Origin of the sequence: Sphingorhabdus sp., from assembly GCF_040079335.1 — a bacterium.
Classification (GTDB): domain Bacteria; phylum Pseudomonadota; class Alphaproteobacteria; order Sphingomonadales; family Sphingomonadaceae; genus Sphingorhabdus_B.
This window is the reverse complement of sequence record NZ_JBEBKL010000003.1, coordinates 45,512-63,695: the sequence shown is the minus strand read 5'-3', so window position 1 is coordinate 63,695 and position 18,184 is coordinate 45,512. Positions and strand designations below refer to the sequence as shown.

The following is an 18,184-nucleotide window of genomic DNA, read 5'->3' as shown; positions in this document are numbered from 1 at the left end:
GACATCGGCGGCCGCTTCCCCTTAAGAGGGAATATGGCCGCCGAACTCCATACTGAGGGATTGAATAACGCGCTCATCATTTTGGGCGCGGCGGGGATTGTGATCCCGGCATTTGCGCGTTTGCGAATTACGCCGATTATCGGATTCCTGCTTGTCGGTGTGCTGGTTGGGCCGATGGGTCTGGGCGCGCTAGCAAACCAATATCCGTGGCTCCGTTGGGTCACGATTTCCAATACCGAAGAAATCACACGTATCGGCGAATTCGGCATCATCCTGTTGCTGTTCGGTATCGGACTGGAACTATCCTTCCGCAGGCTCTGGCGGATGCGCAAACAGGTTTTTGGATTGGGTGCTGCCGAATTGTTTGGCGGCGCGATGTTGATTGGTGGCACCCTATTCGCAGTCGGCTACAGCGCCACCGAAGCTATCGGGCTTGGTCTCGCACTCTCGCTCTCCTCTACCGCATTGGTGCTTCCGATTGCCGGCACTACATCGTCAGTTGGTAAATCGGCATTTGCTATGCTGCTGTTTGAAGATCTGGCGATCGTCCCGATCATCTTCATCCTCGGCGTGCTCGGCCCGCAGGCTGCAAGCGGTGGCGGGTGGGACGCGCTGTTTACTGTGGCGTGGCAAGGGCTGGCAGTGATTGTCGCGATGCTAGTCGCCGGTCGCTTCCTGCTCCCGCCGCTGTTCGGGCAGGCCGCGCGCACCAAAAGCCCGGAATTGTTTATCGCAGCAACCTTGCTCGTCGTCATATTGTCGAGTTTGGCGACCGCCGCGGTTGGTCTTTCACCCATCGTAGGTGCGCTGATCGCCGGTCTGCTCATTGCCGAAACCGATTACCGCGGCGAAGTTGAAACCGTGGTCGAGCCGTTCAAAGGGCTGGCGCTGGGTGTATTCCTGATCAGTATCGGGATGCAGATCGATATCGGCTTTATCTTGTCCAATTGGAACAGGTTGGCAGCAGCTGTTGTTGTTGCGGTCACCATCAATGCCCTTGTAGTCGGCAGCTTGTTGAAATTTTCGGGTGTCCGGCCCGGGGTTGCTACAGAAACCGGGCTATTGATGGCGAGCCCGTCTGAAACCACTTTGATTGTGCTGGGAGCGGCAAGTGCGGCACAGATCATCGATGCCGAAACAGCCAAATTCTGGCAGGTGGCCACGGTGATCGGCCTCTTGATCACACCTATCTTGGCACGGATTGGCCACGATATGGCACGGCGAATACAGGTTCGGTCGAGTGGGCAGACCCTTGTTGAAGAAATCAGCGAAAGCGCACAATCACGCACAGTGATCATCGGCTTCGGACGCGTCGGACAGTTGGTCGCTGAAATGCTGCAAGCGCATGACCAGCCCTATATCGCGGTCGAGCATAATGTAGATGCAGTAGTCGCTGCACGGCGTGACGGGTATAATGTGATCTTTGGCGATGTCGGAAAGCCGCAGACCTTGCATCGTCTACATTTGGAAACGGCAAAGGCGTTGGTACTAACGATGAACGATCCCGTGCTGGCGGCAAAGACAGTCAAGCGCATTCGCACCGATTTCGCCGATCTCACCATCGTTGCCCGTGCCCGTGATGCTGACCATGCTGCGGAGCTCTATCTGGCGGGAGTTAGCGATGCGGTTCCCGAAACGCTCGAAAGCTCGTTGCAGCTATCCGAAGCAGTTCTAGTCGATCTGGGAATTGCAATGGGCCCAGTGATCGCCTCTATCCATGAAAAGCGCGACGAGTTCCGCCGCGCCATCAAAGAGGCCGGGGAGCTGGACGAATTCCCCCGCTTGAAACTGCGCAGCAGGCTCAGCCAGCCAGCACAGCCTTGATCGCATCAATCCCGGCCAGCGCCTGATCGCTGCCTGCGGGACCGCCGCCCTGCGCCATTTCCGGACGACCGCCACCGCCCTGCCCGCCCATCGCAGCAGTTGCTGCACGAACCAAATCGGGTGCGGCAAATTTGCCGGTCAATTCGGGTGAAACGGCAACCACCACGGTATTGGCATTTTCGTTTGCCGCGATGATCGCAACCACGCCTCCGTCGAGTGCCTTCATCTGCTCATCGGCTAGACCGCGCAATGCCTTGGGTTCGATGCCCGGAATGACCTGGCCCATGAAGTTGATGTCGCCGAGCTTTTCAGCCTCCGCCTTCGAGCCACCGCCACCGGATAGCGCCAATTTGGTCTTGGTGTCTGACAATTCCTTTTCGAGCGCACGGCGCTCAGCCAGAAGCGTCTCGACGCGGGCGGCGACTTCGTCAGGCGAAACCTTGAAAAGCGAAGCAACGTCCTTGAGCTGAATTTCGCGGTTTGCAAGGTGCAAGCGCGCAGCTTCACCCGTCAGTGCCTCGATACGACGGATGCCGCTGGCAACTGCGCCTTCCGAGACAATGGTCATCAGCGCGATATCGCCCAGCGCATTGACATGCGTGCCGCCGCACAATTCGACCGAATAATTGCTGCCTTCGACTTCGCCCATGCTGAGTACGCGGACTTCGTCGCCATATTTTTCACCGAACAGCGCCAATGCGCCAGCCTCGACAGCCTCATCGGGGGCCATAAGACGCGTTGTCACCGCCGTGTTGCGGCGGATCTGCGCGTTCACTTCGGCTTCGATGTCGGCAATTTCTTGAGGCGTAACGGCCTGATTGTGCGAGAAATCAAAGCGCAAGCGTTCGGGCGCCACCATGCTGCCCTTTTGCGTCACATGGCTACCCAGTCGGTTGCGCAACGCCGCGTGCAACAGGTGCGTCGCGCTATGATTGGAACGCAGCGTATCGCGGCGTTCTGTGTCAATCCGCAGCTGGACAACATCACCCACCTTCACTTCGCACGTATCAACGGTCAACTGGTGCGCATGCAGGCGTCCCAGCGGCTTTGAGGTGTCAGTGACAGTCGCGGCAAAGCCCGACAGGCTTGTGATGCTACCCGCATCGCCCATCTGGCCACCGCTCTCTCCGTAGAATGGCGTCTGGTTGGTAATCAGCGTCACGCTGTCGCCAACCTTGGCGGATTGTACTTCAGCGCCATCCTTGACGAGTGCAACCACCTGCCCCTCGCCTTCGATCGCGGTGTAACCGGTGAATTCGGTCGAACCGACGCGCTCAGCAATATCGAACCAGACCTCGTCCGAAGCCTTGGCACCCGAACCCTTCCACGCGGCGCGCGCCATCGCTTTCTGATTATCCATCGCGGCATCGAAGCCAGCGCGGTCGATGCCAAAGCCTTGCGCGCGCAAGGCATCTTCAGTCAGGTCGTAGGGGAAGCCGAAGGTATCGTAGAGCTTGAATGCGGTTTCACCCGCCAGCACATCACCCGCCTTCATGCCACCGGTTGCCTCGTCAAGCAGCCTCAACCCCTTGTCGAGCGTGCGGCGGAACTGGGTTTCTTCCTGTTTCAGCGTCGCTACGATCAGCGGCTGCGCGCGCAGCAATTCGGGATACGCTGCGCCCATTTCAGCAGCAAGGCTGCCGACCAGACGGTGCATCAAGGGCTCTTTCGCACCCAGCAGATGCGCGTGACGCATCGCACGCCGCATGATGCGCCGCAGCACATAGCCACGACCTTCGTTCGACGGCATCACGCCGTCGGCAAGCAGGAAACTGGTCGAACGCAGATGGTCTGCAATCACACGGTGGCTCGCTTTCTGCTCGCCTTCCGCCTTGGTGCTGGTCAATTCTTCGGACGCCGCGATCAGCGCCTTGAAGGTATCAGTGTCATAATTGTCTGGCACGCCCTGCATCACCGCAGCGATGCGTTCCAGACCCATGCCGGTGTCGATCGACGGTTTGGGCAGCGGCACATCACTGCCATCATCCTGCCGTTCGAACTGCATGAAGACGAGGTTCCAGATTTCGACAAAACGGTCGCCATCCTCATCCGGGCTTCCCGGTGGGCCACCGAAAATATGCTCGCCATGGTCATAGAAAATTTCGCTGCACGGGCCGCAGGGCCCGGTATCGCCCATCGACCAGAAGTTGTCCGAAGTCGGGATGCGAATGATGCGATGCTCGGGAAGGCCTGCGATCTTCTTCCACAGATCAAAGGCTTCGTCGTCGGTGTGATAAACAGTTGCTGTCAATTTATCCGGGTTCAGGCCCCAAACCTTGGTCAGCAGCGTCCAGGCATGGGTGATCGCCTGTTCCTTGAAATAATCGCCGAATGAGAAATTTCCCAGCATTTCAAAGAAGGTGTGGTGCCGCGCGGTATAGCCGACATTGTCGAGATCGTTATGCTTGCCGCCTGCACGCACGCATTTCTGGCTGGATGCGGCGCGCGGGGTTTCGCGGGTTTCGAGGCCCGTGAACACATTTTTGAACGGCACCATCCCGGCATTGACGAACATCAATGTCGGGTCGTTATAGGGCACCAGCGGTGCAGACTGCACCACATCATGTCCGGCATTGCCGAAATAGTCGAGAAAGCCGCGGCGGATATCGTTTGTCGAGGTCATAGCCAGCGCGACTTAGGCGACGGCAAAGCGTGCTGCAAGCCGGTTATATCGCTTAGTGCGAACGATCAGGCGTAGGCGTAGGGTCCGCCCTTCTCCAACGCGGTCTTCCAGGTCGGCAATGCATGGATTTTTTCGACATAAGCAGTCAGTTTCGGCTTATCCCCTGCCCAGCCCATTTTGACGGCTGCTTCAGCCGGAAAACTGACCATGATGTCGGCCCCGGTCATCCTGTCGCCCACCAGCCAGCCCGACGGCAACAACCGGTCTTCGATGTAGCGGAAATGGCTTTCAAGCTGCTGATCGATGCGCGGGCGCAGCGGAGCAGCCGCATCGCCGAGCCGCGCGGTATAAAGGTTGAGCAACATCGGCGTCATCGCCGATCCTTCTGCGAAGTGGATCCATTCGAGATAGCGGATATGGTCATCGGTACCGCGCGCAGGCACCAGATGGCCGCCGCCGTGCCGCTCGCACAGATATTCGACGATAGCCGCTGATTCATAGACAATCTGCCCATTGTCCTCAATCACCGGCGACTTACCGAGCGGGTGAATGGCAAGCAATTCGAGCGGTGCGAGGTTAGTTACGGCGTCGCGTTGATGGTGAACGATTTCATAATCGACCCCGAGCTCCTCCAGCAGCCACAAAATGCGTTGCGAGCGGCTGTTGTTCAGATGGTGGACTGTCAGGGTCATTATGCTCTCCTCGTTCAGTATTTTTTTGCTGTCACAATCCAGGCGGCCGCGGCAAAGCGCACGGCCCCGTCGTGCAAATGCGCCTCGGCAAGTTCGCGCAGGTTGGCAAGGAAGGCGATACGGGCTTCGCCCTCAAGCTTGCGGATGGCGCGCGCAGCGGGGCCGATATGGCCGAAGAAATCGAGTGCGTCGGCGACCGGGTCTTCGCAACTGCCCGCGACATAGTCAAAATCGACGGGCTCAAAGGCAATCTCGCTCCAGCCTGCAGCGCTCAAAATGCCCTTCACACGCACTGGATCGGCAAAGGCAAAGGGCCCGGGTGCATGCGGATCGCCCGATGGCGCAGAAGGAACGAGCGTCACTATCTTGGTCGCCCAAGCATTTTCGGCAGGCGCGCGGAAGCAGGAGAAGACTATTTGCGCACTGTCCGCAGCACTTACCGCCAAATTGGCGAAGGCAGCGACCGGGTCGTCGAAAAACATGACACCGTGGCGCGATACGTAGAGGTCCGGGTTGAACGATAAGTCTTGCCAAACAGACGCATCTGCAACCTCAAATTTAAGATTGGTCCTGCCAGCTGCCCGCTCCGAAGCAGCGGCTACCAGATCAGTTGAAATGTCCAGCCCAAGAACATTCGCGTTCGGTCGGGCATCGGCTATCCTGATCGACAGTTCCCCCGCCCCACAGCCGATATCAGCAATCTTCACGGCGCTCTCGCATCCCAATATGCGAGCAACCAACAGTTCGGTCAGCGGCGTAAACGACCGGTCGGTGCGCTGCCATTGCCGCGCCCAGCTCGCGCCTACCTGTCCTTGCCATTCCATCTTGTCTGTCATGCCGCAGACCCTAGTCGGGACAGCAATTGGCGCAACCCATTTTGCACTTGCGACTCGCTGCACATAGGCGCAGCATTTGTCGGTCAGGGACTGGCAAATACGCCACGGCCAAATCCCCCGTCCCGTCCTGACCTATTTGCCAGCCCCTGATGTTATTCGCGCGTTGACGCACATCAGAAGCTGCAGGCTGCGCCAGCGCGCTCCACTTGGGAAAGAGGAGACGAATGATGGCAAGCACCACCAACGGCGCAAAAGTCGCTGGCGTAAGGGCGGTGGCCCTGGTTGGACCCGCCGGGGCTGGTAAAACCAGTTTGGCCGAAGCGATGCTTTTCGCATCGGGCGTGATCACCCGGCTCGGGTCGGTGGAAGCGGGGACCACGGTCGGCGATTCAAGCCCCGAAGCGCGCGCGCGGCGTGGCTCGACCGAAATCAACCTGTCACGCTTCGAATATCTGGGCGACAAATTTGCGCTGATCGACACGCCCGGAGCTGTCGGCTTTGTGGCGGATGGATATGCGGCGTTGGGCAGTGCAGACTTGGCAGTCGTCGTTGTTGACCCGGAACCGGAACGAGCCGCTCTGGCCGAGCCGATATTACGGCGCCTGGATGCGCTCGGCATTCCGCATGCTGTGTTTGTCAACAAAATCGATGCCGCACGAGGACGGATCCATGATCTGCTGGAAGCAATGCAGCCGATGAGCGGAGCACCTTTGGTCGCCCGGCAAATCCCGATCCGCGAGGGTGAAAAGATTACCGGCTTTGTCGACATCGCGCTTGAACGGGCACACCGTTATGTGCCGGGCAAAGAAAGCGAGCGGATCGAGATTCCGGCGGACCTGGCCGAGCGCGAGGCGAGCGAACGCTATCATATGCTCGAAACATTGGCTGACCATGATGATGAATTGCTCGAAACGCTGTTGATGGACGAGCAACCTAGCCTTGACCGGGTGCTCAAGGATTTGACCGACGAGGCGCGCGCCGGTTGGGTGGTGCCGGTGATGTTTGGGTCGGCGCTCAACGGATTTGGCGTCCATCGCTTGCTCAAGTTGCTCCGCCACGAAGCGCCTTCGGTCGAACTGGCAGCGCAAAGGCTGGGTACCAATGGTAAGGGCGTGCATGTGTTCAAGGTAGCCAATGGCGGCGCTGTAGGCCGGTTGGCACTGGCCCGTGTTTTGGGTGATGGTTTGAGCGAAGGAGCCGATCTGGCCGACGATATCCGCGCCGGAGCATTATTCGCGCTGCAGGGTGACAAGACCAGCAAGCTGGCTGCAGCCGATGCTGGCGACATTATCGCCATTGCCAAGGCCGATTCCGCGCGGGCTGGGATGGTTTTCGGCAATGCCAGCTACAGTGGATCGGAACATCTGATCGATCTTCCCCCGCGCAACGCCACGATCGCGTTGCGGGCGAAGAACCGGCAGGATGATGTGAAGCTTTCGACCGCACTGCACAAGCTGGTCGAGGAAGACCCGGCGCTTGAATGGACACAGGATGATGCAAGTCATGAAACGCTGCTGCGCGGCATCAATGACGAGCATTTGAATGTTACTTTGCAGCGATTGAAACGGCGCTATGGGGTCGATGTCGAAACCCATGCTCCGAGAATTGCGTACCGGGAATCGATCCGAAAAGGCGTAACCCAGCGCGGCCGGCACAAGAAACAGTCGGGCGGGCATGGCCAATATGGCGATGTTGTGATCGAGCTTCGCCCGCTGCCGCGCGGTTCGGGATTTGTCTTTGAAGAGAAAATTTCAGGCGGCGTTGTGCCGAAACAATGGATTTCTGCAGTCGAAGCCGGGGTGCGCGATGCGATGGAAAAGGGCCCGCTGGGTTTTCCGGTGGTCGATGTCGCGGTAACTTTGGTCGATGGCAGCTATCACTCGGTGGATAGCTCCGAACTCGCTTTCCGTTTGGCTGGTAAGCTGGCGATGAGCGAAGCGATGGCGCAGTGCCAACCCTATGTGCTTGAACCCGTTGCCCATGTTGCGATCGCATCACCGCCGGGTACAGGCTCGAAAATGGGCTCGGTGGTCTCGTCGCGACGTGGGCAGATATTGAACCTTGGTTCTCATCCTGACTGGCAACGTTGGGATATGGTCGAGGCGCATCTGCCAATGGCAAGCCTCAATGGCCTTGATGCCGAACTACGTTCGCTCAGTCAGGGGCTTGCTACCTTTACCGCCGAGTTCGACCATCTATCCGAATTGTCGGGCAAGTTGGCAGATGATGTGGTGAAGCAGGCAACGCTCGAACCAGCCTGAAGCATCACAAACAAATTGGCCCGCCCCGGGGTGGTCCAGGGCGGGCCGGTTGCGCACCGATCAGGCGTGGTGCGCTATCGGCTCCTTGGGAGAGAGCCTTGGGGGTCAGACTTCCGTGCTATCAGTGTCGGTATCGCTGTCGCTGTCGCTGTCGCTTTCAGCGTCCGAGCCAACCATCATTTCCTCAGCAACCTCATCGGTCTTGCCGCGGATCGCGGTTTCGAGCTTGGCGGCCATTTCCGGATTTTCCTTCAGCCAGATTTTGGCATTTTCGCGGCCCTGTCCGATACGGATCGAGTCATAGCTGAACCAGCTGCCCGATTTCTCGACGAGCCCGGCCTTGACACCAATGTCGAGCAGCTCGCCGGTCTTGGAGATGCCTTCGCCATACATGATGTCGAATTCGACCTGCTTGAACGGCGGTGCGACCTTGTTCTTGACGACCTTCACGCGGGTGGTGTTGCCGACAATGTCTTCCCGGTCCTTGATCTGGCCGGTACGGCGAATGTCGAGACGGACCGAGGCGTAGAATTTGAGCGCGTTGCCGCCGGTCGTGGTTTCGGGCGAACCGTACATCACGCCGATCTTCATGCGGATCTGGTTGATGAAGATCACCATGCAATTCGAACGGCTGATCGAACCGGTGATCTTGCGCAGCGCCTGGCTCATCAAGCGGGCCTGCAGACCGACATGGCTGTCGCCCATTTCGCCTTCGATTTCAGCGCGCGGCACCAGTGCCGCCACCGAGTCGATCACGAGGATGTCGACGGCATTTGAACGCACCAGCGTATCGGCGATTTCGAGCGCTTGCTCGCCGGTGTCAGGCTGCGAAACGATGAGATTGTCGATGTCGACACCCAACTTCTTCGCATAAGCCGGATCGAGCGCATGTTCGGCATCGATGAACGCCGCCGTTCCGCCAAGCTTTTGCGCTTCGGCAATGGCGTGCAATGTCAGCGTCGTCTTGCCCGAGCTTTCCGGGCCGTAAATTTCGATGACGCGGCCTTTGGGCAGGCCACCAATGCCGAGCGCTATATCTAGCCCCAGCGAGCCGGTTGAAATCGCCTCCATCTGCACAGCCTCACGGCTGCCCAGCTTCATTGCCGATCCCTTGCCGAATGCGCGGTCAATCTGCGCCAGCGCCGCTTCGAGCGCGCGTTCACGTTCTGCATTATTCATGGTTTTTGCCTGATCCCCTTGGATGACTTTGAGACTTGCTGCCATTGTTCCACTCCTTGGATAGCGTGTCGGTTCCTTATGTTCACCACCAGAACATTACCGGAACTGACGATTATGTATCGCCTTTGTTCTTACGGAACAAGAGTGGAACAGTAAATTATATTCCTTAATATTCAATGCTTTCGCTTTTTCAGCGCATTTTTGACGGCTTCAGCGATCTGCTGCACCGAAAAGGGTTTGGGCAGGAAGTGGACATTGTCGAGATTGATCGACTGCCGCAATTGCTCCTCGGCATAGCCAGACATGAACAATATCCGCACATCGCCATAATCGGCACGTAATTTCCGCGCCATCGCCGGCCCGTCCATATTAGGCATCACCACATCGGAAACGATAAGGTCATAGCGTTTGCCATCAACAAAATGCTGCAACCCTTCCTCGCCATCACGCGCGGTCTCCACCGTATAGCCCTGCCGCACCAGAGCGCGTTCGGCAACTGCGCGCACCATATCCTCATCCTCAACAAGCAGGATCGTCGCATTGCCCCACATCTCTTCGGGTTCGGGCGCTTTTGTTGCAGCATCAGATTTTGCAGCGGAAGTTGACGCGACTTCGCCAACATGCGTCGGCAGGTAAATGTCGAAACGCGTGCCTTTGCCGATCGCCGAATCGGCAAAGATGAAGCCACCCGATTGTTTGACGATGCCGTAAACGGTCGACAGACCAAGGCCCGTCCCCTTCCCCACTTCCTTCGTGGTGAAGAAGGGCTCGAATATCTTGCCCAGATTCTCCTTGGCTATGCCGGTCCCGCTATCGGATACCGACAGCAGTGCATATTCACCGATGGGCAAAATCTCGCTGCGCATGGCACGCACATCCGCTGGCGAGACGGGGCGCGTTTCAATCCTGAGTATGCCGCCCTTGGGCATCGCGTCGCGCGCGTTGACGCCAAGGTTGATGATCACCTGCTCGAGCTGACCCGGATCGGCGCGTACGGCACCAATTCCGCGCATATGGTTGACCTCTAGCTGCACGCTCTCCCCGAGCAGGCGTTTGAGCAGATGCGACACTTCTGCCACCACATCGGGCAGCTGCAATATCTGCGGCCGCAGCGTCTGCTGACGCGAGAATGCGAGCAATTGCCGCGTCAGGCTGGCGGCGCGGTTGGAGTTGTTCTTGATCTGCTGGATATCGTCATAGTCGCTGTCGCCCGGCGGATGGCGCAACAGCATCAGATCGCAATAGCCGATGATTGCGGTCAGGATATTGTTGAAATCATGCGCGACGCCGCCGGCCAACTGCCCCACCGCCTGCATCTTGGTCGCCTGTGCAACCTGCCGCTTGAGCTTGGTTTCCTCACTATTGTCCTTAAGGCCAAGAAGGACAGCCGCTGTGCCAAAACCGCGCAAACCCGCGATTGATAGTGCAATTGCTTCGTCAGATTGGTCTTTCAACCGAACGGCAATATCGCCCGACATCGACTGCCCGCCAGCATAGCGGCGCACGGTATCCGAAACAGCCGCCTTGTCTTCAGGAACCACCAGATCGCCGGGATAAGGCGGCAGCTTGTCTTGCTGCACTCCGGCCACGCGCATGAAAGCATCATTGGCAAAGAGGAAGCGCCCGTCGCGATCGACCAGCGCCAGCCCAAGCGGTAGGTTCGAGAGCAACTGTTCGACATGCACCTGCCCGGCGCTATCGGCCACGCCACGCCCATCATCGTCAAGGGCTAGCAACATGGCCGCGCCATCTGCTCCGTCATTCGCCAGCGGAACGTGCAGCAGACGCACCGGAGAGGCATGCTTGCCCTCACGCGTGAAATAGACGCTGCCCTTGTCGTCGACGCGCAACAGTGCGGCACATTCTCGGTTGGAGATGTTGGCCGTCTCGCTTCCTGCGGCGCGCAATGCAAATGCCGGGTTTGAAGTTCGGATGCGGCCCTCCGGCCCTACAGTCACCGCCATGACGCCCGCCATCGCCAGCGCCCTGCCGATCCGGCCGCCAACCAGATCGATCGCCTGCGCCTCGACGCTCAGCGTTTCCACCGGTGCCAAGCGCCAGAGCAGATATTCGTCCGCCGCACCTGTGCGCTGCACTTCTACCCGGTAGCTTGTCCCACGCTTTACGATTGCGTCGATATTGGCCCGCCCGTCGCGCCAGGCGGTGCGGCCAGCCTTGAGTAGTAATTCACGCTCGGCTTCGCCTAGGCCAAGGTCCGGCGGCGCCTGCAGCCCTTCGAACCACAGGTTGAACCGACCATTGGCGCACAGCAGGCGCCCCGCCCTGTCGCTGACGGCCACGGCGGCGCGATCCAATTCGATGGCGGAATAGGCAACCGACCAATCGGGCGGCGACGTTTCGTTCGCTTCGGCTGCTGGTCGCTGGATACGCGCGGCTACCAGAATGAAACCACCCAAACCGATCAGGCCAGCGGCGGTGACAGCCAGCAACATTGGGTCGCTGGTTACTAACCATACCAGCAGCAATGACATCGCGATGGCGGCTGCAATTATGCCGAGATGCAACCTGTCGGCTTCGGCAGCCTCGCCACCTTCACGCCCCGTTTTGCCGAATTGCGAAGATGGAAGGCTGCCAGCCAATCTAGGGTTTCCTTGTTACCAGATACGAACGCGTGCCCCGGGTGCGAGGTACAGTTTTTGTCCGTCCTTCGGCTGGAACGCCTCATACCATTTGTCAAGGTTGCGCACCACCCATACGCGCTGTTCAGACGGGCTATGCGGGTCGGTTATCAACCGGTTTCTGAGGTTGGCCTCGCGATAGTTGCGCCGCCACACCTGCGCCCAGCCCAGAAAGAAGCGCTGGTCGCCGGTGAAACCATCTAGGACCGGGGCTTCTTTGCCGCCCAGCGAGGCCTTATAGGCTTCATAAGCGACGGTCAGGCCTGCCAGATCGCCGATATTCTCACCCAGCGTGAACTCGCCTTTCACATTGGCACCGGGGAAGATTTCATAGGCGTCGTACTGCTTGACCAGTGTTTCGCTCGACTTCTTGAAAGCCGCAACATCCGCCTCGGTCCACCAGTCAGACAGTCGACCATTTTGGTCGTATTTCGAACCCTGGTCGTCGAAATGATGGCTGATCTCATGCCCGATAACCGCTCCGATACCGCCATAGTTGATAGCTGGATCTGCCTTTGGATCAAAGAAAGGCGGCTGAAGGATCGCGGCTGGAAAGACGATCTCGTTCATGCTGAAATTCGCATAGGCGTTGATCGTTTGCGGCAGCATGCCCCATTCCCAGCGGCGGATCGGCTGACCCAGCTTGCTGATATTGTCGGCAAAACCGAATTCATTGGCGCGCACGGCATTGCCAAAGGCATCGCCTCTGACGATCTTCAGCTTGGCATAATCGTGCCATTGGTCAGGATAACCGATCTTGGTGGTGAAATTGGCCAGCTTCTGCTTCGCCTTCACCTTGGTTTCAGACTGCATCCAGTCGAGACCTTCGATGCGACGGCCCATTGCTGCGACCACATTGCGGACCAGTTCATTCGCCGCCGCCTTAGTTTCGGGCGGAAAATATTTCGCCGCATAGGCCTTGCCGATTTCATCGGTCAGCGCGCCTTCGACAAAACCGATGCCGCGTTTCCAGCGCGCCTGCTGTTGCGGCGTGCCACCCAAAGTCGTTCCGTAAAAGGCGAACACCGTGTTGTCGATCGCCTTGGGCAGCGCGCCAGAATAATTGGCGAGCGCGCCAACCATCACCTGGTCTTTGAACACGCCGATATCGGTTTCAGCGAAAATCCTAGCGGTGGCGGCAACCGCACTAGGCTGGGCAACAAGGACGTTGCCGATCTTCGGGCTTATTTTCTTCAGCAAAGCCGACATGCCAATTTGCGGAGCCAGTGCGTCGAGCTCGACCAGCGTCAGCTTGTTATACACCTTGGTTGCATCGGAGCTTTCCTCGCGGGTCCATTGCATTTCGGCGATCTTCTTTTCGGTTTCGAAAATGGCATTTGCGCGCGCTTCGGCATTTTTCTCACCCGCATGCGTCAGCATTTTGGCGAGATAGGACTTATAGGCCGTCCGGATCTCTTCAAACTTCGGATTATCGACAAGATACATGTCACGATCGGGCAAGCCAGTGCCGCCCTGGAAAATCTGGAAAATATAGGCGTCTGGGTTTTTGTCGTCCTGCCCGACAAAACCGCCGAAAAGCGCACCGATACCCTTCGGTGCCAGCTTGGGCAGCAGGGCTTCAAACTGTTTGTGCGTCTTGACCGCGCGAACCTGTTTCAGAATCGGCTGGATCGGCGTGATCCCCTTTTTCTCGATCGCAGCTTCGTCAAGATATGTGGCGTAAGCGACGCCCATCTTACTTTTGGGGTCTTTGGCCGCCGCTTCGAGCAAGCCCTTCACCCGTGCCTTCGACAAATCGTCGAGCTTGGTGAACATGCCATAATTGGATTTGTCCGCCGGAATTTCGGTTTTCTTCAGCCATTCGCCATTTGCGAACTGATAGAAATTGTCGCCGGGTGCAGTGGCGCGGTCCATGCCTTTTTCGTCAAAGCCAAAGCTGCCCAATTCGGGCCCGTCCTTAGTGGCTGTAGTCTCCCCTGCTGTATTGGCAGCAGCGGGTGACGCGGTGGCGATGGCTGACAGCGAAACGCTGGCAACCACTGCCAGCTTCCTCAATGAAATCATCTTTGAAAACTCCCCAGTTGGAAGCGAGACCGTTCCGACTCGCACTGGGACCAACTAATCAAAAAATCGGGCTAAATTAATATTCCGATCCACCAGCGGCATGTGCTTTCGACCGACGACGCCATTTGCTGCCAATCCGCCAACGCCAGAACCAGGCCGATACGACATAGCCGATCGCTGCGCTCATCACCGAAATCACGAAAAGGCCAAACAGCATCGCAGGGGCCGCGTCGGAGAGCAACCAAGCGCTCCATTCCGAAAAACCGGCACCGCTGCTAATTAGTGTCTGGAAGCGTGCGACATCGGCGTGAAGCCCGAGCATCGTATTGCCCACATAGACCGACGCGGCCAAGATAAAGGGCGTTGTTGCAGGCATGCTGAGAAAGGTCATCGCCGCGCCCAAAGGTATATTGGCCCGCACCGGAAGCGCCAAAAGAGCTACCCCGGCAATTTGCACGCCGGGAATCAGCAGGAAAATCCCCACCAGCAACCCCAAAGCGACTCCACGCGGCACCGAACGGCGGGTAAAGCGCCAAAGTGCGGGATGGAAAACGCGATGGGCAAATGGACGCAAGAAACGGCTCCGCTCGAAACTCTCCCGAGACGGTGCCTGGTCATGAATCCACTTGGTCAATCCGTTCATCCGCGATCCCGCATTATCCGCCCTTGTTCCCGCTTCCAGTCCCGCTCTTTTTCGGTCGCCCTTTTGTCCGGCGCCTTCTTACCCTTGGCAAGCGCCAGTTCGACCTTAGCTCGCCCACGGTTGTTAAAATATATGGACAGTGGAACCAATGTCATCCCCTGCCGGGCCACCGCGCCATGCAATTTATTTATCTCGCGCACATTAAGGAGCAATTTACGGGGCCGCTTGGGTTCGTGGTTGAAGCGGTTTCCGTGGCTGAACTCTGGAATATTGGCGTTCACCAGCCAGATTTCGCCGCCATCCTTCACCTCGGCATAGCTTTCCGCGATCGACCCTTCGCCGAACCGCAGCGATTTGACCTCGGTTCCGGTCAGCGCGATCCCCGCCTCATATTTGTCTTCGATATGATAATCATAACGCGCGCGCCGGTTTTCGGCGACGACCTTGGTCTTCTGAAATGCTTCGGGTTTGGGGCGGGCCATCAGATAAGTCCTGCGATCTCCAGCGCAGCATCGACCGCAGCCTTACTGGCGGCAGATGCCGGAACAAGCGGCAGTCGCATTTCTTCTGGAAAGCCTTCAATAACCCGCGCCATCGCATATTTCACCGGTCCGGGCGACGCATCAGTAAACAGTGCAGTATGAAGCGGATGGAGCCGATCATTGAGATCACGTGCCAACCGATAGTCGCCGTCGGAGCAAGCCTTCTGGAACTCGGCACATTGCTTGGGTGCCACATTCGCGGTCACCGAAATACAGCCGACGCCACCGGCGGCATTAAATGCCAACGCCATATCGTCATTACCCGAAAGCTGGCAAAAATCGACACCGCACCCAAGGCGATGCTCACCCACGCGGGCAATCTGGCCACTCGCATCCTTGACGCCTACGATTGTCGGAATTTCAGCTAGCCGCGCCAGTGTGGCTGGCTGTATGTCGGTCACGGTGCGTGCCGGGACGTTATAGACGATGATCGGCAAATCGCTTTTTTCGGCGAGATGCGCATAATGCGCATATATCCCGTCCTGATTGGGCCGGTTGTAATAAGGCGCAACAACCAGCGCAGCTGCCGCGCCTTCTGCCTTGGCAAACTCCATGTGGCGCACCGCAGTCGCGGTATCGTTCGAGCCGCAGCCTGCAATCACCGGCACTCGGCCCGCGGCCTGTTCGATGCAGATAGAAATGACCCGATAATGCTCGTCAAAGGACAAGGTCGGCGCTTCGCCAGTCGTTCCGCACGGAACTAGCGCAGACGATCCCTGCTCGATTTGCCAATCCACCAGCGCGCGAAAATGCGACTCGGAAAACGTTCCGTCGCAAAAAGGAGTCACCAGAGCCGGTATTGAGCCCGTAAACATGGAAATCGCCTTCAAAACTAGCCAAATAGACCGAATAATATGTTCGATGGACCGCAGGGGTGCATGGTTCATCGCCCACTAAGGAGGCAGCCCTTAATATGTCGCGCATGGTAAAGCACCTGATTTCCGCTTCGCTGCTGGCAATTCCAGCTTCTGCATTCGCCGCCAACACGCCTGAGGCGCCCGAGGTCATCTGGCGCACGGGCATTGGTGAGGCCAGCAATGTGCCTACCGCAATGGTCGATCCCAGCGGTGGTAATGTGCCTGCCGCGTTGCAGCGCTGGCGGATGCTCAGCCAGTCGGGCCAGTACAGCTTTTCCGAATACGCCTCTTTCCTGATGACCTATCCGGACTGGCCAAACACTGACGAAATGCGCAAGAATGCCGAACAGGCCATCAATGTGCTGAGCTGGTCGCCCAATCAAGTCGTCGCCTATTTCGACCGGCTGGCACCGACCACCAATGGCGGGCGCGCAAAATTCGCGCTGGCGCTAGCGACAACCGGCGACAAGACGCGTGCCGAACAATGGGGCCGTCGTGCCTGGCGCGAAGGGCCGCTGACCGACGATGACGAAAACCGGCTGTTCCAAATGCTGGCGGGAAAGTTGACCGCCGCCGATCATGACGCACGCACGAGCCGACTGTTGTGGTCGAATGCTTCCCGCGCCGCAAAGAAATGGCTGCCTTATACTTCATCGGAACGCCGTCCGGTTCTGGAAGCGCAACTGGCACACGAGCTCAAAGCGCCTGATTCTGCAGCCAAATTTGCGGCAGTTGGCCAGGCGGGTCTAAGCGATGCCGGGCTGTTGATGGAACGGGTTGCGGCACTTCGTGCTGCAGGCAATAGCTGGTTTGCGCGTGACCTGCTTGCCAGCCGCCCGCAACTTTCTGGTCCGCCGCATGTTGCGCGGGATTGGCTGAAAGTCTTGCTAACCAACGCTGAAGCGGCAGAAACTGATGGCCAGTTTGACACCGCCTATCGCATCGCGTCGAAACTGACCGACGCATTTCCGGCCGGTACCGACATCACCAAGCTCGATCTGGCAACCCGCGACACCTACACCAGCCTGGCTTGGCTGGCTGGCGAAGCGGCCTATTACAAACTTGGCCGTCCACGCGAAGCCATTGAGGCGTTCAAGCTTTACACCGCTGGCGCGCGTACCCCGCAAACCCGCGCCAAAGGTCTATATTGGGCAGGCCGGGCCGCCAAAAAGGCCGGTGATCAGCAATTGGCGCAGCAATATTTTGCCGAAGCCGCCCGCTTCTACGATTTCTTCCACGGACAATTGGCTTTGGAAGCACTCGGAAAATCGATGCCCGCCGTTCCGCCAGCACCCGCATTGCCGCAATTGGCCGCCAATGCAGTGCCGCCGACCTATACGGCAGCGCGGATGTCTTCATCTTTCCCGGGCTGGCGGGATTCGAACAGCTTCATGAAAGCACTGTCCAACTCGGCAAAAACCGAGAGCGATTTTAAAAACCTGTTCGCATGGTCCAGCATGATCGGACGCCCGGACCTGTCGGTGATCGCAGCCCGCAGCGCTCGGATCGAGGGGCATGACGGCCTGATCCGCCTTGGTTATCCAACCGTCGCTGTACCGCCCGAACATACGGGCAACTGGACCTTCATCCACGCTATCGCACGACAGGAAAGCCAGTTTGACCGCAACGCCACCAGCCATGCTGGCGCCCGCGGGCTGATGCAGTTGATGCCCGGAACTGCGCGTGAGACATCTGGCAAAATCGCCCTCGCCTATCGACCCGAAGCACTCAACAGCGACACGACCTACAACATCCAACTGGGCTCAACCTATTTTCAGCGCATGCTGAGCTATTATAATGGCAGCTATCCGCTCGCGGTCGCCGCCTATAACGCAGGCCCGGGTAATGTGAACAAATGGCTCGCCCGCAACGGCGATCCGCGAAGTGGCGGTATCGATATTCTTGACTGGATAGAGCAGATTCCGATCTTCGAAACGCGCAACTATGTGCAGCGAGTCCTCGAAAATGCGGTGATGTATGATCATCTCAACCCTGACAAAGCGCGGTATCGCAACAATACGCCGTTGAGCCACTATCTGGGTCGCCGTTCAGTCGGCTGAATC

At 58.2% G+C, this 18,184-nt stretch carries 12 protein-coding genes; 3 read left to right on the top strand and 9 right to left on the bottom strand.

Translation table 11 applies throughout. The annotated features are described in order from the left end of the window. Positions 1-33 precede the first annotated feature (33 nt). Positions 34-1,824, top strand: coding sequence for a cation:proton antiporter (locus ABL922_RS01795; RefSeq protein WP_349022495.1), 1,791 nt, complete (start codon positions 34-36; stop codon positions 1,822-1,824). Here the strand turns inward: ABL922_RS01795 and alaS are convergent. The 3 genes from alaS to ABL922_RS01780 all read right to left on the bottom strand — a co-directional run bounded on the left by alaS (position 1,802) and on the right by ABL922_RS01780 (position 5,975). Next, the gene (gene alaS / locus ABL922_RS01790; protein ID WP_349022494.1) at positions 1,802-4,447 is read right to left on the bottom strand and encodes an alanine--tRNA ligase; all 2,646 of its coding nucleotides are present in this window, start codon (positions 4,445-4,447) and stop codon (positions 1,802-1,804) included. The two genes, ABL922_RS01795 and alaS, sit on opposite strands and share 23 nt — an antisense overlap. 65 nt (positions 4,448-4,512) lie before the next feature. Further along, the gene (locus ABL922_RS01785) at positions 4,513-5,139 is read right to left on the bottom strand and encodes a glutathione S-transferase (protein ID WP_349022493.1); all 627 of its coding nucleotides are present in this window, start codon (positions 5,137-5,139) and stop codon (positions 4,513-4,515) included. A gap of 14 nt (positions 5,140-5,153) precedes the next feature. After that, complete coding sequence (locus ABL922_RS01780) at positions 5,154-5,975, bottom strand: methyltransferase domain-containing protein (RefSeq protein ID WP_349022492.1); 822 nt, start codon at positions 5,973-5,975, stop codon at positions 5,154-5,156. A 224-nt stretch (positions 5,976-6,199) separates the two neighbouring features. Between ABL922_RS01780 and ABL922_RS01775 the strand changes: the two genes are divergently transcribed. Beyond that, positions 6,200-8,236: an elongation factor G gene (locus tag ABL922_RS01775; protein ID WP_349022491.1), complete on the top strand. Its 2,037-nt coding sequence runs from the start codon at positions 6,200-6,202 to the stop codon at positions 8,234-8,236. Positions 8,237-8,341: 105 nt separating this feature from the next. On the opposite strand, the gene recA is transcribed toward ABL922_RS01775, so the two are convergent. From recA to dapA, 6 genes are all read right to left on the bottom strand, one after another. Beyond that, positions 8,342-9,460, bottom strand: a complete 1,119-nt coding sequence (gene recA, locus ABL922_RS01770; RefSeq protein WP_349022490.1) for a recombinase RecA — start codon at positions 9,458-9,460, stop codon at positions 8,342-8,344. 128 nt (positions 9,461-9,588) lie between these two features. Next, on the bottom strand, positions 9,589-11,907 hold the full coding sequence (locus ABL922_RS01765) for a response regulator (protein WP_349022582.1): 2,319 nt from the start codon (positions 11,905-11,907) through the stop codon (positions 9,589-9,591). A 123-nt stretch (positions 11,908-12,030) separates the two neighbouring features. Further along, positions 12,031-14,079 carry a M13 family metallopeptidase gene (locus ABL922_RS01760; protein WP_349022489.1) on the bottom strand — a complete coding sequence of 683 codons (2,049 nt, stop codon included), beginning with the start codon at positions 14,077-14,079 and terminating at the stop codon, positions 12,031-12,033. 76 nt (positions 14,080-14,155) lie between these two features. Beyond that, positions 14,156-14,722, bottom strand: a complete 567-nt coding sequence (locus ABL922_RS01755; protein ID WP_349022488.1) for a DUF2062 domain-containing protein — start codon at positions 14,720-14,722, stop codon at positions 14,156-14,158. Further along, positions 14,719-15,204, bottom strand: coding sequence for an SsrA-binding protein SmpB (gene smpB, locus ABL922_RS01750; RefSeq protein WP_349022487.1), 486 nt, complete (start codon positions 15,202-15,204; stop codon positions 14,719-14,721). The genes ABL922_RS01755 and smpB overlap by 4 nt, the downstream gene beginning before the upstream one ends. Then, positions 15,204-16,079 (bottom strand): 4-hydroxy-tetrahydrodipicolinate synthase, encoded by an 876-nt coding sequence (gene dapA, locus ABL922_RS01745; RefSeq protein ID WP_349022486.1) that lies wholly within the window; start codon positions 16,077-16,079, stop codon positions 15,204-15,206. Before dapA ends, smpB begins: the two co-directional genes overlap by 1 nt. A 98-nt stretch (positions 16,080-16,177) precedes the next feature. Between dapA and ABL922_RS01740 the strand changes: the two genes are divergently transcribed. Continuing rightward, entirely contained in the window at positions 16,178-18,181 is a 2,004-nt protein-coding gene (locus tag ABL922_RS01740) for a lytic transglycosylase domain-containing protein (protein WP_349022485.1), read from the top strand. The last annotated feature ends 3 nt before the right edge of the window (positions 18,182-18,184 follow it).